Consider the following 22865-nt stretch of genomic DNA (forward strand, 5'->3'; position numbering starts at 1 on the left):
CCCCCCCGCCGGGGCCCCGGGGGGGGGGGTGGGGGGGTGGGTGACCGGGGGGGGGGCGGGGTTGGTGTTGTGGGGGGGGGGGGGGGGGCCGGGGCGGGGGCCGGGGGAAACACACCGACGCTGGACCGCTACGGCAACGACCTGACCGCGATGGCCGCACAGGGCCGTATCGACCCCGTGATCGGCCGCGACCACGAGATCGAGCAGACCATCGAGATCCTCTCCCGCCGGGGCAAGAACAACCCGGTGCTCATCGGCGAGGCGGGCGTCGGCAAGACGGCCATCGTCGAGGGGCTCGCCCAGCGCGTCGCGGCCGGCGATGTCCCCGACATCCTCGTCGGGCGCCGCGTGGTGGCCCTGGACCTCACGGGCGTCGTGGCGGGAACCCGCTACCGCGGCGACTTCGAGGAGCGCCTCAACAACATCGTCTCCGAGATCCGCGACCACACCGACGAGCTGATCGTCTTCATCGACGAACTGCATACTGTCGTCGGTGCCGGAGGCGGCGGCGAGGGAGGCTCCATGGACGCGAGCAACATTCTCAAGCCCGCGCTCGCCCGTGGAGAGCTGCACGTCATCGGCGCGACCACGCTGGACGAGTACCGCCGCTCGATCGAGAAGGACGCCGCGCTCGCCCGGCGCTTCCAGCCCGTGCTGGTCCCGGAGCCCACCCCGGCGGACGCCGTGCAGATCCTGCGCGGGCTGAGGGACCCCTACGAGGCGCACCACCAGGTCCGGTACACGGACGAGGCACTGCTGGCAGCCGTCGAGCTGTCCGACCGCTACCTCACCGACCGCTACCTGCCCGACAAGGCCATCGACCTGATGGACCAGGCGGGGGCGCGGGTCCGGCTGCGTACCCGTACCAAGGGCGCGGACGTCCGCGCCCTGGAGCGCGAGGTGGAGCAGCTGACCAGGGACAAGGACCAGGCGGTCGCCGCCGAGCAGTACGAGCGCGGGGCGGAGCTGCGCGACCGGATCGGCGAGCTGGGTGAGCGCATCGCCGCCGAGTCCGAGGACGCGGACCCGGCCGACGGCGAGAGCCATGTCGTCGAGGTCACGGCCGAGGACATGGCGGACATCGTGTCCCGGCAGACCGGCATCCCCGTGAGCACCCTCACCGAGGAGGAGAAGGACCGGCTGCTGGGTCTTGAGGCCCATCTGCACGAGCGGGTGATCGGGCAGGACGAGGCGGTCGGCGTGGTCGCCGACGCGGTCCTGCGCTCCCGGGCGGGTCTGGCCAGCCCCGACCGCCCGACGGGCAGCTTCCTCTTCCTCGGCCCCACCGGCGTCGGCAAGACGGAGCTGGCGCGGGCGCTCGCGGAAGCGCTGTTCGGGAGCGACGAGCGGATGGTGCGCCTGGACATGAGCGAATACCAGGAGAGGCACACCGTCAGCCGCCTGGTCGGGTCGCCGCCCGGCTACGTCGGGCACGACGAGGCGGGCCAGCTGACCGAGGCGGTACGCCGCCACCCGTACTCGCTGCTGCTGTTCGACGAGATCGAGAAGGCCCATCCGGACGTGTTCAACACGCTGTTGCAGCTGCTCGACGACGGGCGGCTGACCGACGCGCAGGGACGTACGGTCGACTTCTCGAACACCGTCGTGGTGATGACCAGCAACCTGGGCTCCGAGCGGATCTCCGGCCGCAGCACACCGCTGGGCTTCGGCGCCGGGGACGTCGAGGCGGAGCAGCAGGCGCACCGCGAGCGGATGCTGCGTCCGCTGCGCGAGCACTTCAGGCCGGAGTTCCTGAACCGCATCGACGAGATCGTCGTCTTCCAGCCGCTCACCGACGAGCAACTGCGGCGCATCACCGATCTGCTGCTGGAGGAGACCCGCAGGCGCCTGCACGCCCAGGACGTGACGATGGAGTTCACCCCGGAGGCCGTCGACTGGCTGGCTCGCCGCGGCCACGAGCCGGAGTACGGGGCACGCCCGCTGCGCCGCACCATCCAGCGCGAGGTGGACACACCGCTGTCCAGGCTGCTGCTCGACGGCACGATCCCGGCCGGAAGCCGGGTTCGGGCCTCCGTCCTGGGCGACGCTCTGACCTTCGAGCGGCAGCCGGCCGACGCGGCGGAGCCGCCGCAGTACGGGGAGGACTGAGCGGGCGGCCGGCACACCGTCGGAGGCGGGGACCGGGTGCCGCCCCCGGGCCGCCGGGCGGCTGCCCGACAGGCGGGCGCGTCGTGCTCAGCCCACGAGCATCCGGTCCTTGAGCTGCTTCAACGTCCGGGAGTCGAGGCCGAGGCCCCGCTGGAGATACGCGCCGAACGTGCCGTACCGCTCGTCCACCTCGTCGAAGCCGCTGTTGAGATAGGCGGGGTCGACGCCGAGCAGCGGCTTGTAGACGGCGGCCTGCGCCGGAGGCAGCGCCGCCGGCGTGGCGGCGTTGGACGCGGCGTTGTAGTCGTTGCTCGCGAGGTAGTCGCTCATCACCGTGCGTCGCGGGACGCCCAGTGCGGTGAGCAGTGCGCCGCTTGCCCAGCCGGTGCGGTCCTTGCCCGCGGTGCAGTGGTAGACCACGGCGCCCGGCCGGTCCGCGACACCGGTAAGCACGGCGTGGAAGGACGACGTGGCCGAGGGCAGGTCGACCATGCCGACCTCGGACGACACCATCATGTCGAACGCCGCGTCGGGAGTCGTGGGGTTGAAGGCGCCGGTGCCGGCCGTGCCGAGGACGTTCTCCCGGATGTCCTTCGCTCCGGCGGGCACCTGGTCGGGGCCGGCCGCGACCTCGTCGTCGGTGCGCAGGTCGTAGACGGTGGCGATCCCCAGGCGGCGCAGTTCGGCCAGGTCCTTCGCGGTGAGCTTGGAGAGGTCGCCCGAGCGGTAGGCCACCCCCATACGCACCCAGGAGCCATCGGCCGTACGGTAGCCGCCGGCGTCCCGGAAGTTCGGGGCGGAGGCGAGATGCAGGCTGCGGTCCGCGAGGGTGAGGCCCTCGCCACGGCTGGGAACCAGGCGGAACCACATGCGGTCGGCCGCGCCGAGACCGGTGACGGTCACGCTGTCGGTCGACGTGCCACGGGCCACCGCGTGCCGCGTGTCGATGTGACCCTGGGTGCTGCCCGCGTAGACGGTGACACCGCGCAATCCGGTCGCGGCCCAGCTGATGGTGTAGCGGCCGTCGCTGTCGCGGGTGACCTTCGCGGCGGTGAACGGGATGGGGTGCTGGGGAGCACGGTCCGTGTGCCGGGCGGTGTGTGTGCCCGCCGGCTGCGCCGCGCCGGCCGCGGTGGCACCGCCGGCGAGGGCGCCCAGCGCGAGGGCCGATACCACGGCAGCGCCGCCGACCCGTCGGGCCGTGTGAAGGTGCTGTTCGGGGATGTTCATGCGACCGGACGCTAAGGTGCGTGCACATGCCAATGGGCGGCCGGAAGATGGAATCTCCATGGCGCGGAAGTGACGCCTGCGCCCGCCCGCGGCGGTCGGCATCGGCGGGCGGCGCCGAAGCGGCCACGTACCGACTCCGCGCGGTGACGGTCGGCGCGGCCCCTGCCTGGACGGCGTTCCGTACGCGGTTGGCGGATTCCCGTACGCGGTCCCGGAGTTCGGCACGTGGTGATGGTGGCGCCCCTTGCCGCCAAGCGCTGGACTCCCGCGGTGTCTCCCGCCGCTGCCCGCCGGTCTTGAACCCCCGGACCACGCCCTCGAACTGCTGCCGCAGCCGCTTCGGGTACGGGCCGTACCCGCCGATCGGCAGGTACGGCCCGATGAACTCCCTTTCCCCGTCAGTTGGTTGCACTCGTGTCACGCAAGAAGACCTGCCGGTGCGGTCTGCGCCGTGAGGGCGAATCCCGCGGATTGACCGCGGCCCCTACGCGCCCCGGGATCAGCCGAGACCACGATGGGCGGCCCACAACGCCCCGGCACGGCCGGCGGCATCGGAGACCAGGGCCGCCAGTTCGGGCTTGTCGGGGACGGAGAACGAGACGTACGCACCCCGACCACCGCCAACCGGTCTGCCGTAGGCCTTCACGGAGAGGTGACCGTCCGGGAGAAGCCGGACGTTGAGCGTGGTCAGCGTGAACGCTTCACCGCGTCGGGTGTCCGTCCAGCGGAGCGCCTGCGGTATCACGACATTGATCGCCAGAGCGCTTACTTCCAGGTCGCTGCTCATGGACGGATGATCTCACGCGAGTCGCCGCGGGCGGCCGCGACCGGGCTCACACGACAGGCGGTTCGATCACGACTCGGTGTACGCCCCGGGACGCTCGCCCTACTGGGCCCGGCCCCGTGAAGGACGCCTACGCGTCGAGGTCGGACATGTCCAGTACGAACCGGTAGTGGACGTCGCCGTCGGCGAGGCGGTTCAAGGCGGTTTCGATCTGACTGGAGGGAAGGGTCTCGATGTCGGCCGCGATGCCGTGCGCGGCGCAGAATTCGAGCATTTCCGCGGTCTGTCGCAGCCCTCCTGTGCCGGAGGATGTGAGCTTCTTGCGGCCGGCTCCCAGCTCCCAGAGTTTCGGCCCGGCCAGCAGGGGGTTTCCGAGGACGCACAGGGTCCCGTCGAGGCCCAGCATGCCGATGAGCGGGGTGAGCTCGTGGTCGGCCGAGATGGTGTCGAGGATGAAATCGAAGCGGCCCCGTGCGGCGGCCACTTGGGCCTCGTCGGTGGTCACGAGCAGTCCGGTCGCCCCCAGGCTCAGCGCGTCCTGTTCTTTGGCCGTGCTGCGGCTGAGGACGGTCACCTCGGCTCCGAGCGCGGCGGCGAGTTTCACCGCGAGGTGGCCGAGTCCCCCGAGGCCGGCGACGGCGACGCGGCTGCCCGGGCCGACACCGGCGGCCCGCATGGGCTCCCACACGCTGACACCGGCACACATGAGCGGCGCCGCGGCGGCCGGGTCGAGTCCGTCGGGCAGGTGGAACGCGAACTTCTCGCGCAGGACGTACTCGCGGCTGTAGGCGCCCTTGGTCGGGGTGCCGTCGACGCGGTCGGTGCCGCCGTAGGTCGTGGTCGCGCGGTGGTAGCAGTAGTTCTCCTGCCCGGCCCCGCACATGGCGCACTCGCCGCACGAGTCGACGATCGTGCCGATGGCGACCCGATCGTCCACGGAGAAGGCGGTGACCGCCTGGCCGGTGGCGACGACGACGCCGGTCGCCTCGTGCCCGGGGACAAGGTCCTTCTCGCCGAGCATGCCGTGGATGCGGTGCAGGTCGCTGTGGCAGACGCCGCAGTAGTCGATCCGCACGGCGATGTCGTCGGGGCGCAGGTCGCGCCGCTCGATGGTGACGCGCGTGAGTGCGTTGCTGTTCGGTTCAAGGCTCTGCCAGCCGGTCGTGGTCCTCATGAGCGGCTCCTTTCCATCAATCCGGAATCTGCATTCACCTTAACATGATTCGGAATGCTGGTTCCGCTTTGGCTATGCTGGCCCTGTGAGCTCACGACCCGTCCCTACGAACCCTCGCCGCGCTCCGCGCCGGGATGCGCTGCGCAATGACGCGATCGTCATCAACGCCGCCCGCGCGGTCTTTGCCGAGCAGGGGCCGCAGGCCAGCATGGAGGCCATCGCGTCCCGCGCCGGCCTCGGCGTCGGCACGATCTACCGACGGTTCGCCGGCAAAGACGCCCTTCTCGACGCCATCGCGCAGCTCTTCGTCGAAGAGCTCGACCAGGCCGCGGCGGTCGCGCTCACGGACCCCGACCCCGCCGCTGGACTTGAGGGATTTCTCGATTTCGTGGGGGTCTTCAACGCGGAGAAGCGCCGGTACGCGGCGGCCCTGACCGACCGGGTCCCCGGCGACGACGACGTGAGGGTGCGGACAGCGGACCGGGTCCGGCAGCTCACGCGGAAAGCGGTCGACGCGGGGCGCCTCGCGCAGGACGTGACAGCGGACGACATCAAGTCACTCATCGTCGCACTACAGGGAGTGGTCGCCGCCTCGGCGGAGGGCGACGACGCCCCATGGCGGCGCTTCCTCCGCGTTCACCTCGCCGGACTCCGCGCCGATTGAACGCGCGGACGGTGCCGACGCGCCGAAGAACACCGGTCACGGCTCTGGCGCGGCCACGTAGGCGCGACTGAAACCTTGCCCCTGTTCACAACGCCCGCGGGTGCTACAGCTGGATCGCAAGGACCTCGCACGCACGCGGTGAGGGGGGCGGAGCGGGAGCGCGCTCACGACTCCCGTGGACGCTGGCGCTGTTGTGGGTCGCGCCGCAGGCCGTCGATCAGGAGGTCCACCATGCGCCCGCTGTACTCGGCGTCCGCACCCGGTACGGGCAGGCATAGATGGGCGATGGCGGACAGCAGGTCGTCGGCGCTGATGTCGTCACGGACCGCGCCGTCGGCCGCCGCGGCGTCGAGCAGTGCGGTGAGGGCGGGGGTGAGCTTCTGACGGAAGTAGGCGGGCAGGGCCTCGTAGGCGGGATCACCCGAGTGCAGCGCCGAGGCCAGCCCCCGCTTGGTCCCGAGGAGTTCGGTGTACCGCTGGAGCCACATCACGAGCGCCGTGGCCGGCTCGTGGGTGGAACTCAACCGCGGTCCCGCGGCGGCGCAGGCGTCGATATTGCTCTCCACCACTGCCTTGACGAGGTCGGAGCGCTGGGGGAAATGCCGGTAGAGCGTGCCCACCCCAAGACCGGCCAGGTCGGTGATCTCCTTCGCGGGCGCGTCGACCCCGGACGTGTCGAAGACCGTCCTCGCCGCGTCGAGCAGCGCGGTGACGTTGCGCTGGGCGTCGGCGCGCAGGCGGCGCTGCGGGGGCGGGGTGTCGGCGGGTGGCGCCGCGTTCTCGGGCACAGGGCTCCTCCTCCGGTTGCGTAACCGGAAAAGCTTTCCGTATAGTCGTTCAAGCGGAAAGCCTTTCCGTTTTGCTTCAGGGTAGGGCATCCGGAGGGGTGCCGCCCACTCCTCAGGAGGCACGCATGCAGTACCGCACCCTCGGCCGCACCGGCATCAAGGTCAGCCCCTACGCGCTGGGCGCCCTGATGTTCGCGTCGTCCATAGGCAACCCCGACCACGAGGACTCCGTCCGCATCATCCACAAGGCGCTGGACGCGGGGATCAACTTCATCGACACCGCCGACGCGTACGGCGACTCCGAAGAGGTCGTCGGCAAGGCCCTCAAGGGGCGTCGCGACAACGTCGTCCTGGCGACCAAGGTGAGCCGCCCGATGAGCGACGACCCCAACGAGCAGGGCGCCTCGCGCCGCTGGATCATGAAGGCCGTCGAGAACTCCCTGCGTCGCCTGGGAACCGACCACATCGACCTCTACCAGATCCACCGGCTCGACCCCGCCACGGACGTCGAGGAGACCCTCTCGGCCCTGACCGACCTCATCCGCGCCGGAAAGGTCCGCGCCGTCGGAACCTCCACGGCGCCCGCGTCCGACATCGTCGAGGCCCAGTGGGTGGCCGAGCGGCGCGGTCTGGAGCGCTTCCGCACGGAGCAGCCGCCCTACTCCATCCTCAACCGCGTCATCGAGCGCGAGGTGCTGCCCGTCACACAGCGCTACGGCATGGGCACGCTCGTGTGGGGCCCGTTCGCCCAGGGGCTCCTCACCGGCCGGGTCCGCAAGAACCAGGAGAACACGCTGCGCCGCGCCGCCTTCGTCAAGCATGTCAGCGACGAGCGCCGCGTCGACGCCGTCGAACAACTCATCCCCCTCGCCGCGGAGGCGGGCATGCCGATGACCCACCTCGCCATGGCGTTCGCCGTCGCGCACCCGGGCGTGACCAGCGCTCTCATCGGGCCGCGCACGATGGACCACCTCGACGACCTCCTGGGCGGTCTCGACGTCGCCCTCAGTGACGACGTCCTCGACCGGATCGACGAGATCGTCCCGCCCGGCACCGAGATCGGCTCCCTCGACCAGGACTACGTACCCCCGGCCCTGCGGGACGTGCGCCTGCGCCGCCGCCCGCTGAGCGAACGCGCCGCGTGAACTGGCCGCCTGAACGCGCCGCCTGAACGCGGCTTCCGCAGCCGGTGTCCGGGCTGTCGGCTGCCCTTGGCCCAGGGGCCGTTCGCGTTCCGTGATGCCGAGTTGCAGGGGGACGGCCGCGCTGTGCACGGTGGATGGGCGGGGGTGACCGTCGCACGCGGTACGCCGGTTCGGCCGACGCGATCGCACGGTACGCCGGGCTCGCCGGCTCGGTCTGCCGGCGCCGTCCCAGGCACGCGGGGGTGACAGGCGCGCCGTACGACACGGCGTGGGCGGTCAGGCCCCGGCGCGGTGGCGTACGCGGCGGAGTGCGCGGCAGAAGTGTCCGACGCCCCCGAGCAGAGGAACCGCGATCATGAGGACGACGGGAACCACCCGGGCCACAGCGGCCTGGCCGCAGTTGCGCGTCGCCGACTGGACCGAGACGCGCGAGACGCTGCACATGTGGACCCAGATCGTCGGCAAGGTCCGGCTCGCCCACGCCCCGCTGCTCAACCACTGGTGGCAGGTGGCTCTCTACGTCAGCCCGCGCGGACTGACCACGTCCGCGGTCCCGTACGGTACGGGCGTCTTCGACATCGAATTCGACTTCGTCGACCAGGCGCTCCGGCTGCGCGCGAGCGACGGCGGCGACCGCCGCATCGCCTTGGAGTCCATGCCCGTGGCCGACTTCCACAGCCAGGTCCTGCGGGCGCTGCGCGATCTGGGCGTACCCACCGCCATCCAGGACCGTCCGAACGAGGTCGAGCCCGCGGTCCCGTTCCCCGTGGACTACGAGCACCACATCTACGACCCGTCGGCCGCGCGGCTCTTCTGGCGCCAACTGCTCCAGGCCAACCGCGTGTTGGGTGAATTCCGCGGACGCTTCGCCGGGAAGGCCAGCCCGGTCCACTTCTTCTGGGGCGCCATGGATCTGGCGTGCACCCGGTTCTCCGGCCGCCGCGCCCCCAGGCACCCCGGCGGCTCGCCGAACTGCGGTGACTGGGTGATGTGGGAGGGCTACTCGCACGAGCTGAGCAGTTGCGGGTTCTGGCCGGGCGGCGGCGGCGAGGGGGCGTTCTACTCGTACGCCTACCCCGAGCCGGACGGCTTCGCCGAGAGCCCGGTGGCCCCCTCGGAGGCCTTCTACAGCAGGGAGAACGGCCAGTTCCTGCTGCCGTACGAAGCGGTACGCACCGCCGACGATCCCGACAGGGCGCTCACCCGGTTCCTGGACAGCACCTACGTGGCCGCCGCCGAGAGGGCCCGATGGGACCGGGCGTCTCTGGAGACCGACCCGGAGCGCTGGGCCGACCGGTGAACAGCGAAGCCGGCGCACATCGAGGCCCGCGCGCCCCACGGGGCCCCGGTGCCACGGCGGCCGGCGGAGGACGGCGTACCCCCCCCCACCACTGCCACCTGCCGATCACCAGGCGGCGGGCGGCAACCGGCAAGCGAAAGGACACCCCCATGACCTCCCGTGACGACTGGCCGACACCCTCGCAGGGCCTGGTACTGACCCACTTCCTGACCGTGCGGGATGTCGCGGTCTCGCGCCGCTTCTACGCCGACGTGTTCGGCGGCCAGGTGGTGCTGGAGGAGAACCCCTGCATCGTGCGGATCGCCAATGGCTGGATCATCATGAACCCGGGCGGGGGCCCGACCCCGGACAAGCCCGACGTCACCCTCACCGCACCCGAACCGGGTGACCCCGTGTCCTCCTTCCTCAACGTACGGGTGGCGGACATCAAGGCGTTCTACGAACAGGCCGTCGCCAAGGGCGCGCGGTTCCTCACCGAGCCCCTCGACCGCAAGGCCGAACTCCGCTGCTACGTCAAGGACCCCGACGGCTACCTCGTGGAGGTCGGACAGGCCACCGGCATGCTCGAAGGCATCTTCGCGGACCGGCCCGGCCAGTCCGGAGAGTAGGCGCACCGCGCCGGCCGCCGCGAGGCTCCGGGCAGGCCGCCTCGTGCGCCGCGCGCCGCCGGCCGTGCGCAGCCCGAGCCGCGTGAACGGTCTGAGGGGACGCCGGGTACTGTCGACTGGTGCTGCGAACGTTGCTGACTCGTCGATGGGTCATCCTGACCCTGGTGCTGGCTGCCCTCATCCCGACCTTCTACCGGCTGGGACTGTGGCAGTACCACAGGTACGAGCAGACCAACGCGCTCAACCGGATGATCGACCGCAACCAGAGCGCCAAGCCCGTGCCGGTCACCTCGCTGTCCAAGCCGGGCGGCACCGTGCCGTTCTCCCAGACGTACCGGATGGTGTCGGCGACCGGCCACTACGACGCCGCGCACCAGTTCGTCGTCCGGCAGCGCACCAACGCGTCGGGCGACGTCGGGTTCCAGGTCGTCACGCCGCTGGTCACCTCCGGAGGCGAAGCGGTTCTCGTCAACCGCGGCTGGGTGGCGCCGGCGTCGCAGAGCGGCACCGCCTACCCGCCCGTGCCAGGAGTGCCCAGGGGAACCGTCACGGTGACCGGGCGGCTGCGCCCGGACGAGACCTACGCCTCCACCGGCATCCACAAGCGTCCGAGCCTGCCGTCGCGCCAGTCCGTGATCATCAACAGCGGTGAGCACGCCGGGCAGATCCCCGACCCGCTGGTGTCGGGGTACATGGAACTCACCGCCACCACCCCGGCGCTGCCCGCCGCCGACAACGCCGAACTCACACCGGGTCCGCAGGAGGACACCAACTCGATGGCCGTGGTCGGCCAGGGAGTGCACCTGCCCTACGCGATCCAGTGGTGGATCTTCGCCGCCGCGGTGCCCGTGGGATGGTGGATTCTTCTCCGCAGGGACACCGAGATCGACGAGGAGACACGGGCCGCGGAAGGCGCCGCCCCGGAGCTCCCGGAACCCCCCGAGCCCCCGCGACCGGCGGCTCCGGCGGGAGAGGCCGCCGCCCCGCGCGGCCAGGCGGCACAGGAGGACCCGCTGCCGGAGCCCGAGGGCGCGGAGCCGGCCGCCGCAGGCGCCTCGGCTGCGGACGGGAGCGGTGCACCGGCGGGGGCCGGCGGGAGCGGCGTCTCACCCGCGGCGGACCTGTACGCGCTCCTCGGCAACCAGCGGCGCCGCTACCCGCGCGGCTGAGCCGTCCCCGGGCCGCCGGGCGGCGCGCCGGGCCGCACGTCCGGCCCTGGACGGTACCGCTCAGCCGTGCTGCCCGACCGCGGTTACGGCCCCGTCCGGATCGTCGGATCGGTGGCCCGTACGCCCGCCGGTTCCGCGCCCGCGGGGTCCGCGTCCGCCGCCAGGTGGTCGCGGACACTGTCCGGGGTGATCAGGCGCTGGAGCCTGTGCGGCACGTCGAAGCCCACCAGCGCGACCACGAGCAGAGTGCCCGCGAAGGTCAGCACCGCGAGGGCGGTGCCCAGTTGCATACCGCTCGCCAGCCGGGCGCCCAGCACGGGGGCGACGGCGCCGCCGAGCGCCCCGACGTTGTAGGTGAAACCGAGCCCGGCCGCCCGCTGCTGGGTCGGGAAGTGGCCCCCGATGTAGCGGGGGAGCAGGCTGGAGATGCCGAAGCTCAGCCCCTGGAGCACGAAGAGCAGGATGCCGAGCAGCACCAGGTTGTCGCGGGTCGCGAAGACCGGGTAGATGAAGACCAGCGAGACGACCAGTGTCAGGGCGTAGGCCTTGACCGTGCCGATCCGGTCGCCGAGGAAGCCCGCCAGCCAGCAGCCGGCCACGGTGCCGAAGCCGGCGTAGAACAGCACATCGGTGACCTCCCCCGTCGAGTAGTGCAGCTGCGTCTTGAGGTAGGTGGGCAGCAGCGCCTGGATGGGCCAGCTGTAGAGGAACGCCACGAAGATCGTCACCATCAGGGACAGGTAGAGCAGCCAGCGGCGGCCCCCGAGCTGCACGGCGAAGGCGGCGAGGCAGAGTCCGGCCAGCAGGGAGAGCACCGGCGTCGCTCCGCCCGCCACCGAGGTGAAGACGCAGAACAGCGACACCGTCGCCACGGCGGCGAGTGCCACGTTCAGCGCGGCGAGGCGGGCCGACCTGAACAGGGGCTGGAAGGGGTTGGCCCGCACACCGGGCACGGCGACCTTCTCCGTCCACTCGTCGGCCTCGGGAAGTGCGCGGCGCACCCACAGCGCGATCAGGATCGGGGCGAGCCCGATGTAGAACATCCAGCGCCAGCCGAGCGCGGGGACGACGACCTTGTACGCCTCGGCCGCCAGGACGGTGCCGACGGAGTAGCCGGAGATCAGGAAGCCGCTCGCCTTGTTGCGCAGCCTGGCGGGCCAGCTCTCCAGTACGTACGTGGCACTCGCCCCGTACTCGCCCGCCATGCCCATGCCGATGGCGAGGCGCGCGGTGAACAGGCTTGTGTAGTTCCAGGCGAAGCCGCAGGCGAGCGTGCCCAGTGTGTAGAGCAGGATGCTGAAGATCATGGCCCAGGTGCGGCCGAAGCGGTCACCCACCGCGCCCAGCACGGCACCACCCAGCCAGCGCGTGATGAACGCGGCCGAGACCAGACTGGCGGACTGCGTGGTGCTCAGCCGGAATTCCTGGGCCACCTCGGTGAGTACGAGTGTGATCAGCACGAAGTCGAAGCCGTCGAGCACGTAGCCGAGCCAGGCCGCGAAGAAGGCCTTCCAACGGCGGATGCCGACCTGGCGGTACCACGGTGGGGCGGCGGTTGATGAGGACTGCATGGTTCTCCATGATCCGGGCGCCGGATGGCCGTGTGTCCGGCGCGGACCGGGTGTGGTCAGGACGTGCGCGGCGCGAGAGCGGCGGCGAACCTGGCGGTGATCGCGCCCGGTGCGGTGATCGCGGTCCCGACCACCACCGCGTGGGCCCCGCACTCCAGAGCGCGGGCGGCCTCCTCGGGCGTCCTGACGCGGCCCTCCGCCACCAGCGGCACCTCGATCGACCGGGTCAGGTCCGCGACCAGGCCGAGGTCGGGCCCCGCACCCCGGCTCTGCCCCGGAACGTATCCGGACAGAGTGGTGGAGACAAGGTCGGCACCCGCCCGGGCCGCCGCGATGCCCTCCGCGACAGTCGAGACGTCGGCCATCACCAGGCCGCCGTCCCGGTGCACGGCCTCGACCAGGTCGGCGAAGCGGCTGCCGTCGGGGCGGGGCCTGCCGGTGGCGTCGGCGGCGACGACCGCCGCGCCGGCGTCCCGTACCGCGAGCGCGTGCCGCACCGTGGGTGTGATGTAGACGTCCCCGTCGCCGTCCTTCCACAGGCCGATGAGCGGCAGCGGTACGGCTGCGGCGATCGCTGCGATGTCGCGGGGGCCGTTCGCCCTGATCGCGGCGGCACCTCCGGCCGCCGCGGCACGCGCCATGCGCACCATCGTGTCCGTGTCGCGCAACGGATCGCCCGGAGGCGCCTGGCAGGAGACGACGAGACGGCCTCTGAGGGAGGGGACGAGTCCCCCGGTCTCCTGGATGATCGGTGTCAACGTGCTCCTCCGGTGTGCGGGGCGTGCAGGGGTACGGTCGTGGTGAGCGCGGCGGCACCCAGGACAGGGGCGTCGCGGCCGGCCCGCGGGGGTCGGGGCACCAGCGCGTGCGACGTCTGCGACGAGCGCAGTGGCTCGATGAGTTCGGCAGCGAAGGCCGCGCGCAGCGGCACCCAGTAGCGGTCGCCTGTCGCGGTGACTCCGCCGCCGACCACCACACGGTCGGGGCCGAGCGCGTTGGCGAGGCCGCCGAGCGCCCGGCCGGCCGCAGCGGCGCCGTGGGCGATCGCCTCGGCCGCGTGCTGGTCGCCCTCTTCGGCCAGCCGCGCGACCGCTTCGAGCGCCGGCGGGGGCGCCACGCCCGCGAGCCTCGCGTACAGCGCCGCGATACCCGGTCCCGAGGCGATCGCCTCCAGGTGCCCCCGGGCGCCGCAACTGCACGGCAGGCCCGCCGCCTCGGGGCTCGGCAGATGACCGAGGTGGCCCGCGATCCCGGCACGGCCGCGCACCATGTGCCCGTCGGCGACGACGGCACCGCCGACCCCGGTACCGACCGAAAGGTAGAGCAGCGATCCGCGGTCGGCGCCTGCCGCCGCCGACTCGGCGCCCGCGGCGGCGCGTACGTCGTTGTCGCAGGCCACAGGGAGTCCGGTACGGGCGGCGAGGCGGGCGGCGAGCCGCGTTCCCGACCATCCGGCGAGGGTCCTCGTGGCCGAGCGCACGACTCCCGTCTCCGGATCGACCACCCCGGCGGCCGCCACGCCCACCGCTCCCGCCGTGGACCCGTCCTGGACGGCGGCCACCGCGTGGGCGAGAGCGTCGAGCACGGCGTCGGGGCCCTCGGCCGCGGGTGTCGGGCAGCTGAACCTTGCCTCCACTCTCCCCCCAGGGGCGACGAGAGCGGCGGCGATCTTGGTTCCGCCGAGGTCGAGCCCCACGACCGGGTAGGGCCCGCCCCGGACCACGGTGCTCGCGGGCCCCGCCGACCTCACCCGACCTGCCTGATCGGCCTGATCCCCCCGACCTGCCTGACCTGCCGGACCCGCTGGACGTCCCGGACCCGCTGGACCCGCCGCGCTCATCGCGCCGTGCCCAGGCCGGCGTCCGCGAGGAGCTCCGCGACCCGCTCGACAGCCGCCGCGTCCAGCGGGATCTGCGGGAACGCGGTGGCCTGCTCCTCGATCACGCCCAACAGCCGCAGCGCGGCCTTGAATCCGCCGAGCGCGGACGACGAGCGCCCCATCCGGTCCTCGGGGCCGACGTCCGCGATCGCGAAGAGCGAGACCAGCCGCTCCTGTTCCGCGGACGCCAGTGACCAGTCGCCGCCGCGAGCCGCCGTGTGGAGCCGGACGTACGCGTCGGGGTCGACATTGCCGAGACCGGGAACCACGCCGTCGGCGCCCGCGAGCAGCGCAGCGTCGACGGTCAGTTCGCCGCCCGTCAGCACGGAGAAGCCGGGGGCGCCGCCGCGCGCACGGTCGGCGCCGCCGAGCGCGGTGATCAGGCGCCGCAGTCCGCCCTCGTCCCCGCTGCTGTCCTTGACCCCGGCCAGGATGCCGTCCAGCGCGAGCGCGTACACGAGGTCCGTGGAGAGCTTGGTGCCCACGGACACCGGGATGTCGTACGCGAACAGCGGAAGGCCGCACTCCGAGCGGATGCGGCGGAAGTGCGCGGCGATCTCCAGCGGGTGGGTCCTGGTGTAGAAGGGCGCCGTGGCGACCAGGGCGTCCACGCCGGCCTCGGCCGCTACCCGGGCGTGTTCGAGCACCCGCGGCGTCGTGGTGTCGAGGACGCCGGCCAGCACGGGGACGCGTCCCGCCGCGGCGGTCACGACCGTGTCGAGCACGGTGCGCCGCTGGGCGTCCGTGAGATAGACGACCTCGCCGGTCGAACCGAGGGCGAACAGGCCGTGCACGCCGCCGCGGATCAGGTGCTCCACGAGCCGGGCCAGCGAGGCCCGGTCGATCCCGCCCTCCGAGTCCAGGGGCGTGCAGACGGGAGGGACGACGCCGCGCAGCGGGGCGGGCAGTGCCATGGGGAAGCTCCAGCTCTGAGTGTGACGGTGTGCTGCCCGCAGGGCGATCGGGGCGACCAGGACGCCTGTGGCGACCGAGGCCGCCGAGGCGACCGAGACGGGCAGGACGGGCAAGACGTAGAACGTAGGATGTCCTATCTGCGGGCTAAGATAAGCCGAACTCAGTGCGTGCGGTCAAGAGCCGCAGAGCACCGAAAACGGAGGGAGCCCCCATGAGCAGGGCCAGTAGGTCTCAGGACGCCCAGGCGCAGATCAAGCAGCTGATCCTGGACCGCCGGCTGGTTCCTGGCGACCCGCTGCCGACCGAGGCCGAGCTGATGAAGCTCCTCGACATCAGCCGCAATTCGGTACGGGAGGCCCTCAAGGCGCTCCAGGCCGTGCGCATTGTCGACATCAGGCACGGCTTCGGTACGTACGTGGGCAGCCTGTCCCTCGAACCGCTCGCCGAGGGCATCGCCTTCCGCGCCGCGGTCCGCCACCACCAGGGTGAGGCCAGCCTCTACGAGTTGATGGCGGTGCGCGAGGCCCTGGAGGCCGGGCTGATCGGTACGGTCGCGGGCGCGCTGCCGCAGGAGGACCTCGACGCGCTCAGGAGCATCGTCGACACGATGCGGCAGGAGGCGGAGCGGGGCGGCGTCGCGCCCGGCACGGACCGCGCGTTCCACTTCACGCTGTACCGCATCCTCGGCAACCACCTGCTGAGCGAGGTGCTCGACGCGTTCTGGGCCGCGATGAACCAGGTGCGTACGGAGCTGGGCGGCAGCACGGCGAACCCGCTTGCCACCTGGGAGCAGCACCAGGCCATCGTCACCGCGCTGGAGACGGGCGACCGCTCGCGCGCGGCCGAGACGATGCACCGTCACTTCGACGACCTGCGCGCACGTCTCGACGTGGACGCTCCGACGGCGCCCTGACGGCACCGGTGCGGTCGGACTCCCACGGCCGGGCTGCACCGGTGCGGTCGGACTCCCACGGCCGGGCTGCACCGGCGCGGTCGGACCCCCACTGCCCGACGGCACCGAAGCCGTCGGGCCCCGGTGCCTGAACACACCGGGCCCGCGCACACCCGGGCCGCCGGTCAGCCACCGCCAGGACACACCGGAGCGGCCGTCCCGCGTGGTCCTGGCGCCGCTGTACGGCCCCGGTGCGGGGCCGCCGCCCGCCGGTCAGCGGGCCGCCGGGGCGCCGGTGTGCAGGGTGGCCAGGAGGTGCTGTATCCCATTGCCGATGAAACTCGCGTGGCGGGGGAGCTCGGCCTCCGCGACGGTGAGTTCGAGGCCGGGGAAGCGGGTGAACAACTGCTCCAGCGCGACGGTCGCCTCCAGCCTGGCCAGAGGGGAGCCCAGGCAGAAATGGGGCCCGTGGCCGAACGAGATGTGCCGGTTGGGGGTCCTGGTGATGTCGAACCGGTCGGCGTCGGGCCCGTGGGCGGCCTTGTCGCGTCCGGCCGCGGAATAGCCGGCCAGGACGGGCGTGCCCGCGGGTATCAGGGTCCCGTCCACGGTCAGGTCGCGGGTCGGGTAGCGGAAGGGGAAGTAGCTGACGGGGCTGTCCCAGCGGAGGGTCTCCTCCACCACGTCCTGCCAGGTGGCCTGCCCGTCGAGGACCAGGCGCAGCTGGTCGCGGTGCGCGCACAGGGCGCGGATGCCGTTGCCGATCAGGTTCAGCGTGGTCTCGTGGCCCGCGATGATCAACAGGAGGAGCGTGCCGACGAGTTCGGCCTCGCTGAGCCGGCCGCCGTCGCTCTCGGCGGCCGCGATCAGGGCGCTGGTGAGGTCGTCCCCGGGATCGGCGCGGCGCGCGGCGACGACCGCGGAGAGCGCGGCGACCATGTCCGCGTTGGCGGCCCCGGCCTCCTCGGGGCTGATGTCGGTGCTGACGATCCGGTTCGACAACGCGTGCATGCGCCGGCGGTGTTCGGGGTCGACGCCCAGGAGCTCGCAGATGACGGCGAGCGGCAGCGGCAGTGCGAAGTCCTGCCGGAGGTCGACGGTGCCGTCGCCGTCCGAGGCCGCCCGCTCCAGGTCGTCCAGGAGGCCGGCCGTCATGGCCTCGATCGTCGGACGCAGGGCCTCGACCCGGCGCGGGGTGAACGCCGCGGTCACCGGGGAGCGCAGCCGCCGGTGCTCCGTTCCGTCGGCCGTGGTCATGCCCGGCACGCTCGCGAAGGCCCGCAGCGGCCAGTCCTCCGGAATCCGTCCGTCGCGCAGCGCGGTGAAGTGGCTGTCGCCCTTGGCGACGTCGGGACTGTTGAGGAATTCCTTGAGGGCCTCATGGCCGAGGACGGCCATGGCGGGCACCTCGCCGGGCAGCACAACGGGCGCCACATCGCCGCGGGCGAGCAGCTCCGCGTTGGCGGCGTGCGGACAGCCGCCCGCCGGGTCGAGCCGGTACGGGGGCTGCGGGGCGCCCGTGGAAGGCCGGGGCGGTACGGGGACGGCCGGTGTCGGCCGGGCCGGCGGTGTGGTCAACGGAGGGCTCCTGCCTGCCCCGCGCGCGGGGGCCGCGGGTCGGTGAAACGGACGGGGAGAGCACGCAGACCCATGCTCCAGGGGGAGTTGATCCAGGACAACTCCTCTTCCGGGACGGCGAGCCGCAGATCGGGCAAGCGGTGGCGGATGGTGTCGACGGCGGCCCTGGTGATCAGCCGGGCCGGGTCCTGCGCGGGGCACGTGTGCGGTCCGGCGCCGAAGCTCAGGTGGGAGCGGTTGCCGACGACCGGGGCCCCGTCGGCGGGCAGGACGGCGGGGTCGGCGTTGGCGCCCGCGAGCCCGAGGATGAGCATGTCACCGGCGCGGATGTCCTGGCCGCCGAAGCTCATGTCCTCGGTGGCGTAGCGGGCGGGGAAGTTCTGCGTGGGCGGGAAGCGCCACAGGACCAGGTCGAGCGCGTCGTCCACGCTGAGACGGCCGCCGGTCAGCGACGACTGGAACGAGGGGTCGCACAGGATGATGCGCAGGGTGGTCGCGATCCAGTTGAGCGTGGTCTGGTTGCCCGCCACCAGGAGCGTCACCAGGTTCGCCTGCACCTCCGTGTCGGAGAGTCCGGCCGGATGCCTCAGCAGGATGGAGGTGATGTCGCTGCCGGGGCGCCGGCGCTTGTCCCGTACGAGGGTGAGCAGGATCTCGTCCATGCGCCTGCTGGCGTCGGCGGACGACGCGTCGGCTCCGGCCAGTCCGGAGATGGCCCGCACCAGGTCCCGCCCGGTGTCCTCGTCCAGGCCCAGCAGTCCGGTGACGACCCGCATCGGCAGCTGCCGGGCGTAGTCGCTCACCAGGTCGGCCTCGCCGCGGGCGGCGAAGCCGGAGATCAGCTCCTCGGCCGCCGCCTCGACGGTGCGGCGCAGCTCGTGCCCGTCGACCCCGGCCAGGGCGAGCGACACGGGCCCGCGCATCCGCCGGTGTTCCCGGCCGTCGGCGAACAGCACCGCGGGCCGGTGGCGGACCATCGGCAGGATCGGCGAGTCCGGGGGCACCCGGCCCTCCAGCAACAGCCTCCAGCGGCGCGGGTCGTGGGAGAAGTGGTGTTCCTCCCGGGTGAGGCGCAGCAGTTCGCGGTGGCCGATGACGAGCCAGGCGTCGAGGCCGGGCGCGAGCAGCACAGGGGCCACCGGCCCGTGGACGCGGCGCAGTTCCTCGTACAGGGCGGGCAGGGTGTCGCCGTCCAGCTGCGGCCCGTACAGCGGTGTCGCCCCGGTGCTCCCGCCGCCCGGCGGTGCCGGGTGCTGTGCGGACAGGGGGGAGGGGGTGGTGGTCACGCGGGCTCCCTGACGGTGTCGGCGAGGATGAGGTGGCGCACGAGGGTGATCAGGGCCCGCACGCCGGAGGCACGGTCGCGGGCGTCGCAGACCAGCAGCGGGGTGCTCGGCAACAGGTCGAGCGCGGCGCGCAGTTCGTCCTCGGGGTGGGCGTGGCTGTCCGGGAACTGGTTGACCGCGACGGCGAACGGCATGTCCAGATCCTCCAGATGCCCCAGGGCGTCGAAGCTGGCGCTCACATCGCGGGTGTCGACCAGGGCGAGCCCGCCGAGCGCGCCGATGGCGAGGTCGCGCCAGGCCGGCAGGAAGCGGTGCTGGCCCGGGGTGCCGAACAGGTAGAGCACCAGCTCGCCGCCGAGCGTCATCCGGCCGAAGTCCAGCGCGACCGTGGTGGTGCTCTTCGCTGGCGGTGCGCCGGTGTCCACCCGGGCGCCGGCCTGTGTCATCGCCGCCTCGGTCTGGAGCGGTTCTATCTCGGAGACCGTACCGATGAGGGTGGTCTTGCCGACGCCGAGCGGACCCACCACCATGATCTTGGCGGCCCCGGCGACGCCAGGCGCGAGGTACGTCGGCGAGCTCCCGCCCGTCGTGCCGCTCTCCGGGAGGCCGGCGCCCGACGGCTCAGAGCTCTTGTTCGAGGCCATCAAGAATCCTTTTCAGCATGCTCACATCACTCTGCTCGGCCCGGCGGATGGGCGGCCGGGTCGCGATCAGCCCCCAGCCGAGGAGATCGGCGAGCAGCACCCGGACCACCGGGAGGGGCTGCCCCAGGTGGGCCGCTATCTCCCCGACGGAGATGAGCCCCTGGCAGTGTTCCAGGATGTCCCGGTGCTCCGGCTGGAGCGCCCCGGCCCGCCCCTGCCGGCCGGGGCCCGCGGCGACCACCAGCGACTCCCAGGGCAGCTCCGGGCCTCCGGTGTCCGCCCGGCCACCGGTGATGACGTAGGGCCTGATGGCAGGGACCGTCCGCTCCTGCGGGTCCGTCATGACGGCGGGCTCACCGTTTTCCGCGCGGGGCTGCTCAGGTGTTCGTTGATCTTCACGACGAGGACCTGCATCTCATGGGCGACCTGCCCCATGTCCGCGTCGAGTGCGGCGTCGACGCCCAGCTGGCCGCCGACGCCCGCGGAGGTGAACAGGACGAAGCCGCGGTCGGACTCCACCAGTACCTGACGCACCGTGGTGTCGTCCCCGTACAGCAGGGTGGCCGCGGACTTGCTGGTCGCGGCCAGAGCGGCGCTGGTCGCGGAGAGCTTCTCCGCGGTGTCGTTGTCCAGGGCCGTCTCCGACGCGGCGGACGAGCGCCCCCGGAGGAGACCGTCCTCGGAGAGCACGACCGCGTGCCGGACACCGGGGAGCTTCGTCAGTGACTCCAGTATCCAGCCCAGGTCGGGGAGTTGGGCTATTCCGGTCATGACCGGCCTCCATCGGTGTGTGTAGGTGCGTCGTCGCTGTGCACGTCGTCGCGCTCGTCGCGGCCGCGGCCCCGCCGGGTGCCGGCCACGACGCTGGCGATCGAGGCGCCCGCGGCCTTGGGCGACCAGGACGGGGCGGGGGAGCCGTGCTCCGCCTCCCTGGAGGGCGGCGGCGAGGACGGCGCACCGGCCGGGACCTCCTGGCGGGCCGGGGCTGCGGAGGCGCGGCGGCGGTTTCGCCGCAGGGGCAGGCCCCCAGGGGTCTGCGCCGGCCGCTCGGCCGTGTCCCGCGCGCCGCCGTCCTCGACGAGCGGCCGGGCCGCGGGCACCGGCGCCACCGGCTCCTTCAGCAACGCCAGGGGTACGAACACGACGGCACGCGTCCCGCCGTACGCCGAGGCGCTCGACAGCTCCACCCGGAAGCCGAGTTCACGCATCCAGCGGCCGACACAGGCCAGGCCCAGCCGCGGTACCGCTCCGAGCTGCGTCAGGTCCAGGTCGTCCCGCAGCTGGGCGGCGGCCTTGTCCAGTACGTCGGACGGCATGCCGAGACCAGCGTCGTCGATCTCCACCACCGCCCCTGCGGCCACTTCCCTGACCGTGACCACCACATCGGCGGAGGAGGGCGAGAACACCGTGGCGTTCTCCAGGAGTTCGGCGATGCTGTGCATCAGCCCCTCCACCACGGTGGGCGACACATGCACCGACTCGCCGCCGTGCACCGTGACCCGCTGGAACTCCAGGATGCGCGACTTGGCGCCGCGAACGCAGTCGTAGAGGGAGACGGGCCGTGACTCCCGCACCGCGGGCCACACGCCGCACATCACCAGCAGGACCTGCGCCTTGCGGGTCATCTGCGCCGCCGCGTGGTCCGCCTGCATCACCTGGCCCATGAGCGCCGGATCGCTCAGCGACTGCTCGATCCGGTCCAGGACCTCCTGCTGGACGGTGGCCATCTGGTGCACGGTCCTCGCGACGGACTCGAAGGCCGCCATCACCGAGTCGCTCATCGCCCGCTCCTGGCGGACGGCCCGCGCGGGCCCCTTCTCCGCGAGCCAGGCGACGAGCGTGTCCAGGTCCCCGGCGAAGGACTCCCCGGCCGACGGCTGCGCGAGCCGGGCGGCGAGGCGGTCCAGATCCGGTGCCGTACCCCCCTGTTCGACGACGACCGGCAGCTCGGCCGCCAGCGCCGAGACCGCGTCGCCCCTGGCCCGTGCCGTACGCCGCTCCCTGCCGTACGCGGCCCGCGCCGCAACCAGCTCGCGGCGCAGCCACAGCGACCAGCCCACCGCCGCGATCACCGCGGCGCAGGCGACGGCCGCCACCCACCGGGGCTCGACGGGCGATGCCTCGTACGCGAGCGCGCTGCACCCGCCCGCCACGATCACGACGACGGCCGACCAGGCGGCTCTGCGTGCCGTCCCGCTCAGCACGGCGACCACACTCTGGTGATCATGTAATCCAGCGCCACGAAGTAAAGACCTTCCCGAAATGGTGGGGCTCCCGGGACGGGAGTGATCAAGAGCGTTCCAATCATATGATCAATAAGCTTACTGTGGACGTCAGTTGTTCAATTGTTGTCGTCGGCTGTCGTCGGTAGTCGTTGCCCGGCATCCGCTGTTGCCCTCGGGCCGGTCCCGGAAATCGCCTCGGGGGAACGCTCCCCGAGAGGCCCCCGTACCTCGCGGACACACGCTTCGGCGCGGTCGCCGGGGAGGCGTGACGCGGAATATGACGGGGAGAGGTAGCCGCACAATATGCTCGCGGCATTCCGCCTGAGATCGGGGATGCCGGGCACGAAGATCACGGTGAGGAGCGGCGACGGCGCGCGGGGCCCGGCGTGATCGCGTCCGGGGCCCGCGCGGGCGTTCAGTCCAGCAGTCCGAGTTCCCGTGCGGGATGGCAGCCGGGGCAGGGCTGGACGCCGCCCACGGTCAGTGCCTCCAGCGCCTGTGCGCGGGTGACGGGCCGCATGCCCGCAGTGAGCTCCCAGCAGTAGCCCTGGTGCAGGAGCGGCGGCCGGCGCCGGTGGTCGAGGAGCCACTCGCCCGCGGGCGGCCGTCGTGCCTCTTCCTTCGCGCGCCGCCGGTCCTGAGCCGCCACCGCCTGCTCCTCGTCCTCGATCCAGCGCCGGGTGCGCGCGAGGTCCCGCTCCTGGACGCGGAGCAGGAAGTGCAGTGCGGCGAGACGCGGCGATGAATCGGACACGTATTCGATTCTATTCGACCCCGCTGAATGGCCCCGACCGGCCCGGGGGGGCCCACGAGCGTGGGCGGGCGGGGCGGTAGGCCCGGGGCGGGGCCGCGGGGGGGGCGGGCCCCCCCCCCCGCCGGCCCCCCCCGCCCCCCCCGGGCGCGG

The 22865-nt window shown here is 72.6% G+C and carries 22 protein-coding genes; 7 read left to right on the forward strand and 15 right to left on the reverse strand.

Going from position 1 to position 22865, the window contains the following annotated elements:
• Nucleotides 1–2109: ATP-dependent Clp protease ATP-binding subunit (locus LCE31_RS01150; RefSeq protein ID WP_225012016.1), on the forward strand; the 2109-nt coding region annotated here is incomplete at its 5' end.
• Between the two features lie 87 nt (nucleotides 2110–2196).
• On the opposite strand, the gene LCE31_RS01155 is transcribed toward LCE31_RS01150, so the two are convergent.
• The 3 genes from LCE31_RS01155 to LCE31_RS01165 form a co-directional block, all read right to left on the reverse strand.
• On the reverse strand, nucleotides 2197–3339 hold the full coding sequence (locus LCE31_RS01155) for a tyrosine-protein phosphatase (protein ID WP_225012017.1): 1143 nt from the start codon (nucleotides 3337–3339) through the stop codon (nucleotides 2197–2199).
• Between the two features lie 499 nt (nucleotides 3340–3838).
• A complete protein-coding gene (locus tag LCE31_RS01160) occupies nucleotides 3839–4126 on the reverse strand; it encodes a hypothetical protein (RefSeq protein WP_225012018.1) in 288 nt (95 codons plus the stop codon).
• A gap of 127 nt (nucleotides 4127–4253) precedes the next feature.
• Nucleotides 4254–5297 (reverse strand): NAD(P)-dependent alcohol dehydrogenase, encoded by a 1044-nt coding sequence (locus tag LCE31_RS01165; RefSeq protein ID WP_225012019.1) that lies wholly within the window; start codon nucleotides 5295–5297, stop codon nucleotides 4254–4256.
• A gap of 85 nt (nucleotides 5298–5382) precedes the next feature.
• On the opposite strand from LCE31_RS01165, the gene LCE31_RS01170 reads away from it, so the two are divergent.
• Entirely contained in the window at nucleotides 5383–5961 is a 579-nt protein-coding gene (locus tag LCE31_RS01170; RefSeq protein ID WP_225012020.1) for a TetR/AcrR family transcriptional regulator, read from the forward strand.
• A 164-nt stretch (nucleotides 5962–6125) separates the two neighbouring features.
• On the opposite strand, the gene LCE31_RS01175 is transcribed toward LCE31_RS01170, so the two are convergent.
• Nucleotides 6126–6749 (reverse strand): TetR/AcrR family transcriptional regulator, encoded by a 624-nt coding sequence (locus LCE31_RS01175; RefSeq protein ID WP_225012021.1) that lies wholly within the window; start codon nucleotides 6747–6749, stop codon nucleotides 6126–6128.
• Nucleotides 6750–6874: 125 nt separating this feature from the next.
• Between LCE31_RS01175 and LCE31_RS01180 the strand changes: the two genes are divergently transcribed.
• The 4 genes from LCE31_RS01180 to LCE31_RS01195 all read left to right on the forward strand — a co-directional run bounded on the left by LCE31_RS01180 (nucleotide 6875) and on the right by LCE31_RS01195 (nucleotide 10971).
• Nucleotides 6875–7894, forward strand: coding sequence for an aldo/keto reductase (locus LCE31_RS01180; protein WP_225012022.1), 1020 nt, complete (start codon nucleotides 6875–6877; stop codon nucleotides 7892–7894).
• Nucleotides 7895–8249: 355 nt separating this feature from the next.
• The gene (locus LCE31_RS01185) at nucleotides 8250–9194 is read left to right on the forward strand and encodes a DUF5996 family protein (RefSeq protein ID WP_225012023.1); all 945 of its coding nucleotides are present in this window, start codon (nucleotides 8250–8252) and stop codon (nucleotides 9192–9194) included.
• Between the two features lie 149 nt (nucleotides 9195–9343).
• The gene (locus tag LCE31_RS01190) at nucleotides 9344–9802 is read left to right on the forward strand and encodes a VOC family protein (RefSeq protein ID WP_225012024.1); all 459 of its coding nucleotides are present in this window, start codon (nucleotides 9344–9346) and stop codon (nucleotides 9800–9802) included.
• 119 nt (nucleotides 9803–9921) lie between these two features.
• Nucleotides 9922–10971, forward strand: a complete 1050-nt coding sequence (locus LCE31_RS01195) for an SURF1 family cytochrome oxidase biogenesis protein (protein WP_225012025.1) — start codon at nucleotides 9922–9924, stop codon at nucleotides 10969–10971.
• Nucleotides 10972–11054: 83 nt separating this feature from the next.
• Here LCE31_RS01195 and LCE31_RS01200 read toward each other — a convergent pair whose 3' ends face one another.
• The 4 genes from LCE31_RS01200 to LCE31_RS01215 all read right to left on the reverse strand — a co-directional run bounded on the left by LCE31_RS01200 (nucleotide 11055) and on the right by LCE31_RS01215 (nucleotide 15335).
• Complete coding sequence (locus LCE31_RS01200; protein WP_225012026.1) at nucleotides 11055–12542, reverse strand: sialate:H+ symport family MFS transporter; 1488 nt, start codon at nucleotides 12540–12542, stop codon at nucleotides 11055–11057.
• A 56-nt stretch (nucleotides 12543–12598) separates the two neighbouring features.
• Nucleotides 12599–13300 (reverse strand): N-acetylmannosamine-6-phosphate 2-epimerase, encoded by a 702-nt coding sequence (locus LCE31_RS01205; protein ID WP_225012027.1) that lies wholly within the window; start codon nucleotides 13298–13300, stop codon nucleotides 12599–12601.
• Nucleotides 13297–14292: an ROK family protein gene (locus LCE31_RS01210; RefSeq protein WP_225012028.1), complete on the reverse strand. Its 996-nt coding sequence runs from the start codon at nucleotides 14290–14292 to the stop codon at nucleotides 13297–13299. The genes LCE31_RS01205 and LCE31_RS01210 overlap by 4 nt, the downstream gene beginning before the upstream one ends.
• 86 nt (nucleotides 14293–14378) lie before the next feature.
• On the reverse strand, nucleotides 14379–15335 hold the full coding sequence (locus LCE31_RS01215) for a dihydrodipicolinate synthase family protein (RefSeq protein WP_225012035.1): 957 nt from the start codon (nucleotides 15333–15335) through the stop codon (nucleotides 14379–14381).
• A gap of 212 nt (nucleotides 15336–15547) precedes the next feature.
• On the opposite strand from LCE31_RS01215, the gene LCE31_RS01220 reads away from it, so the two are divergent.
• A complete protein-coding gene (locus LCE31_RS01220) occupies nucleotides 15548–16249 on the forward strand; it encodes a FadR/GntR family transcriptional regulator (protein ID WP_225012029.1) in 702 nt (233 codons plus the stop codon).
• Nucleotides 16250–16501: 252 nt separating this feature from the next.
• Here LCE31_RS01220 and LCE31_RS01225 read toward each other — a convergent pair whose 3' ends face one another.
• The 7 genes from LCE31_RS01225 to LCE31_RS01255 form a co-directional block, all read right to left on the reverse strand.
• Nucleotides 16502–17806: a cytochrome P450 family protein gene (locus LCE31_RS01225; RefSeq protein WP_225012030.1), complete on the reverse strand. Its 1305-nt coding sequence runs from the start codon at nucleotides 17804–17806 to the stop codon at nucleotides 16502–16504.
• The gene (locus LCE31_RS01230; RefSeq protein ID WP_374118370.1) at nucleotides 17803–19092 is read right to left on the reverse strand and encodes a cytochrome P450; all 1290 of its coding nucleotides are present in this window, start codon (nucleotides 19090–19092) and stop codon (nucleotides 17803–17805) included. The genes LCE31_RS01225 and LCE31_RS01230 overlap by 4 nt, the downstream gene beginning before the upstream one ends.
• Nucleotides 19089–19736, reverse strand: coding sequence for a GTP-binding protein (locus tag LCE31_RS01235; RefSeq protein ID WP_374118371.1), 648 nt, complete (start codon nucleotides 19734–19736; stop codon nucleotides 19089–19091). The genes LCE31_RS01230 and LCE31_RS01235 overlap by 4 nt, the downstream gene beginning before the upstream one ends.
• Entirely contained in the window at nucleotides 19714–20079 is a 366-nt protein-coding gene (locus tag LCE31_RS01240) for a DUF742 domain-containing protein (protein ID WP_225012031.1), read from the reverse strand. The genes LCE31_RS01235 and LCE31_RS01240 overlap by 23 nt, the downstream gene beginning before the upstream one ends.
• Nucleotides 20076–20507 carry a roadblock/LC7 domain-containing protein gene (locus LCE31_RS01245; protein ID WP_225012032.1) on the reverse strand — a complete coding sequence of 144 codons (432 nt, stop codon included), beginning with the start codon at nucleotides 20505–20507 and terminating at the stop codon, nucleotides 20076–20078. Before LCE31_RS01245 ends, LCE31_RS01240 begins: the two co-directional genes overlap by 4 nt.
• Nucleotides 20504–21949 (reverse strand): ATP-binding protein, encoded by a 1446-nt coding sequence (locus LCE31_RS01250; protein WP_225012033.1) that lies wholly within the window; start codon nucleotides 21947–21949, stop codon nucleotides 20504–20506. Before LCE31_RS01250 ends, LCE31_RS01245 begins: the two co-directional genes overlap by 4 nt.
• 427 nt (nucleotides 21950–22376) lie before the next feature.
• A complete protein-coding gene (locus LCE31_RS01255; RefSeq protein WP_225012034.1) occupies nucleotides 22377–22715 on the reverse strand; it encodes a DUF6233 domain-containing protein in 339 nt (112 codons plus the stop codon).
• Nucleotides 22716–22865: the final 150 nt, after the last annotated feature.

This window comes from Streptomyces sp. 8L (assembly GCF_020176795.1).
Lineage (GTDB): Bacteria > Actinomycetota > Actinomycetes > Streptomycetales > Streptomycetaceae > Streptomyces.

Excerpts from the sequence above, each read along its gene's own strand:
- LCE31_RS01155 (WP_225012017.1), bottom strand. The coding sequence starts at position 3,339 with ATGAACATCCCCGAACAGCACCTTCACACGGCCCGACGGGTCGGCGGC.
- LCE31_RS01160 (WP_225012018.1), bottom strand. The coding sequence starts at position 4,126 with ATGAGCAGCGACCTGGAAGTAAGCGCTCTGGCGATCAATGTCGTGATA.
- LCE31_RS01165 (WP_225012019.1), bottom strand. The coding sequence starts at position 5,297 with ATGAGGACCACGACCGGCTGGCAGAGCCTTGAACCGAACAGCAACGCA.
- LCE31_RS01180 (WP_225012022.1), top strand. The coding sequence starts at position 6,875 with ATGCAGTACCGCACCCTCGGCCGCACCGGCATCAAGGTCAGCCCCTAC.
- LCE31_RS01185 (WP_225012023.1), top strand. The coding sequence starts at position 8,250 with ATGAGGACGACGGGAACCACCCGGGCCACAGCGGCCTGGCCGCAGTTG.
- LCE31_RS01190 (WP_225012024.1), top strand. The coding sequence starts at position 9,344 with ATGACCTCCCGTGACGACTGGCCGACACCCTCGCAGGGCCTGGTACTG.
- LCE31_RS01200 (WP_225012026.1), bottom strand. The coding sequence starts at position 12,542 with ATGCAGTCCTCATCAACCGCCGCCCCACCGTGGTACCGCCAGGTCGGC.
- LCE31_RS01215 (WP_225012035.1), bottom strand. The coding sequence starts at position 15,335 with ATGGCACTGCCCGCCCCGCTGCGCGGCGTCGTCCCTCCCGTCTGCACG.
- LCE31_RS01220 (WP_225012029.1), top strand. The coding sequence starts at position 15,548 with ATGAGCAGGGCCAGTAGGTCTCAGGACGCCCAGGCGCAGATCAAGCAG.
- LCE31_RS01235 (WP_374118371.1), bottom strand. The coding sequence starts at position 19,736 with ATGGCCTCGAACAAGAGCTCTGAGCCGTCGGGCGCCGGCCTCCCGGAG.
- LCE31_RS01240 (WP_225012031.1), bottom strand. The coding sequence starts at position 20,079 with ATGACGGACCCGCAGGAGCGGACGGTCCCTGCCATCAGGCCCTACGTC.
- LCE31_RS01245 (WP_225012032.1), bottom strand. The coding sequence starts at position 20,507 with ATGACCGGAATAGCCCAACTCCCCGACCTGGGCTGGATACTGGAGTCA.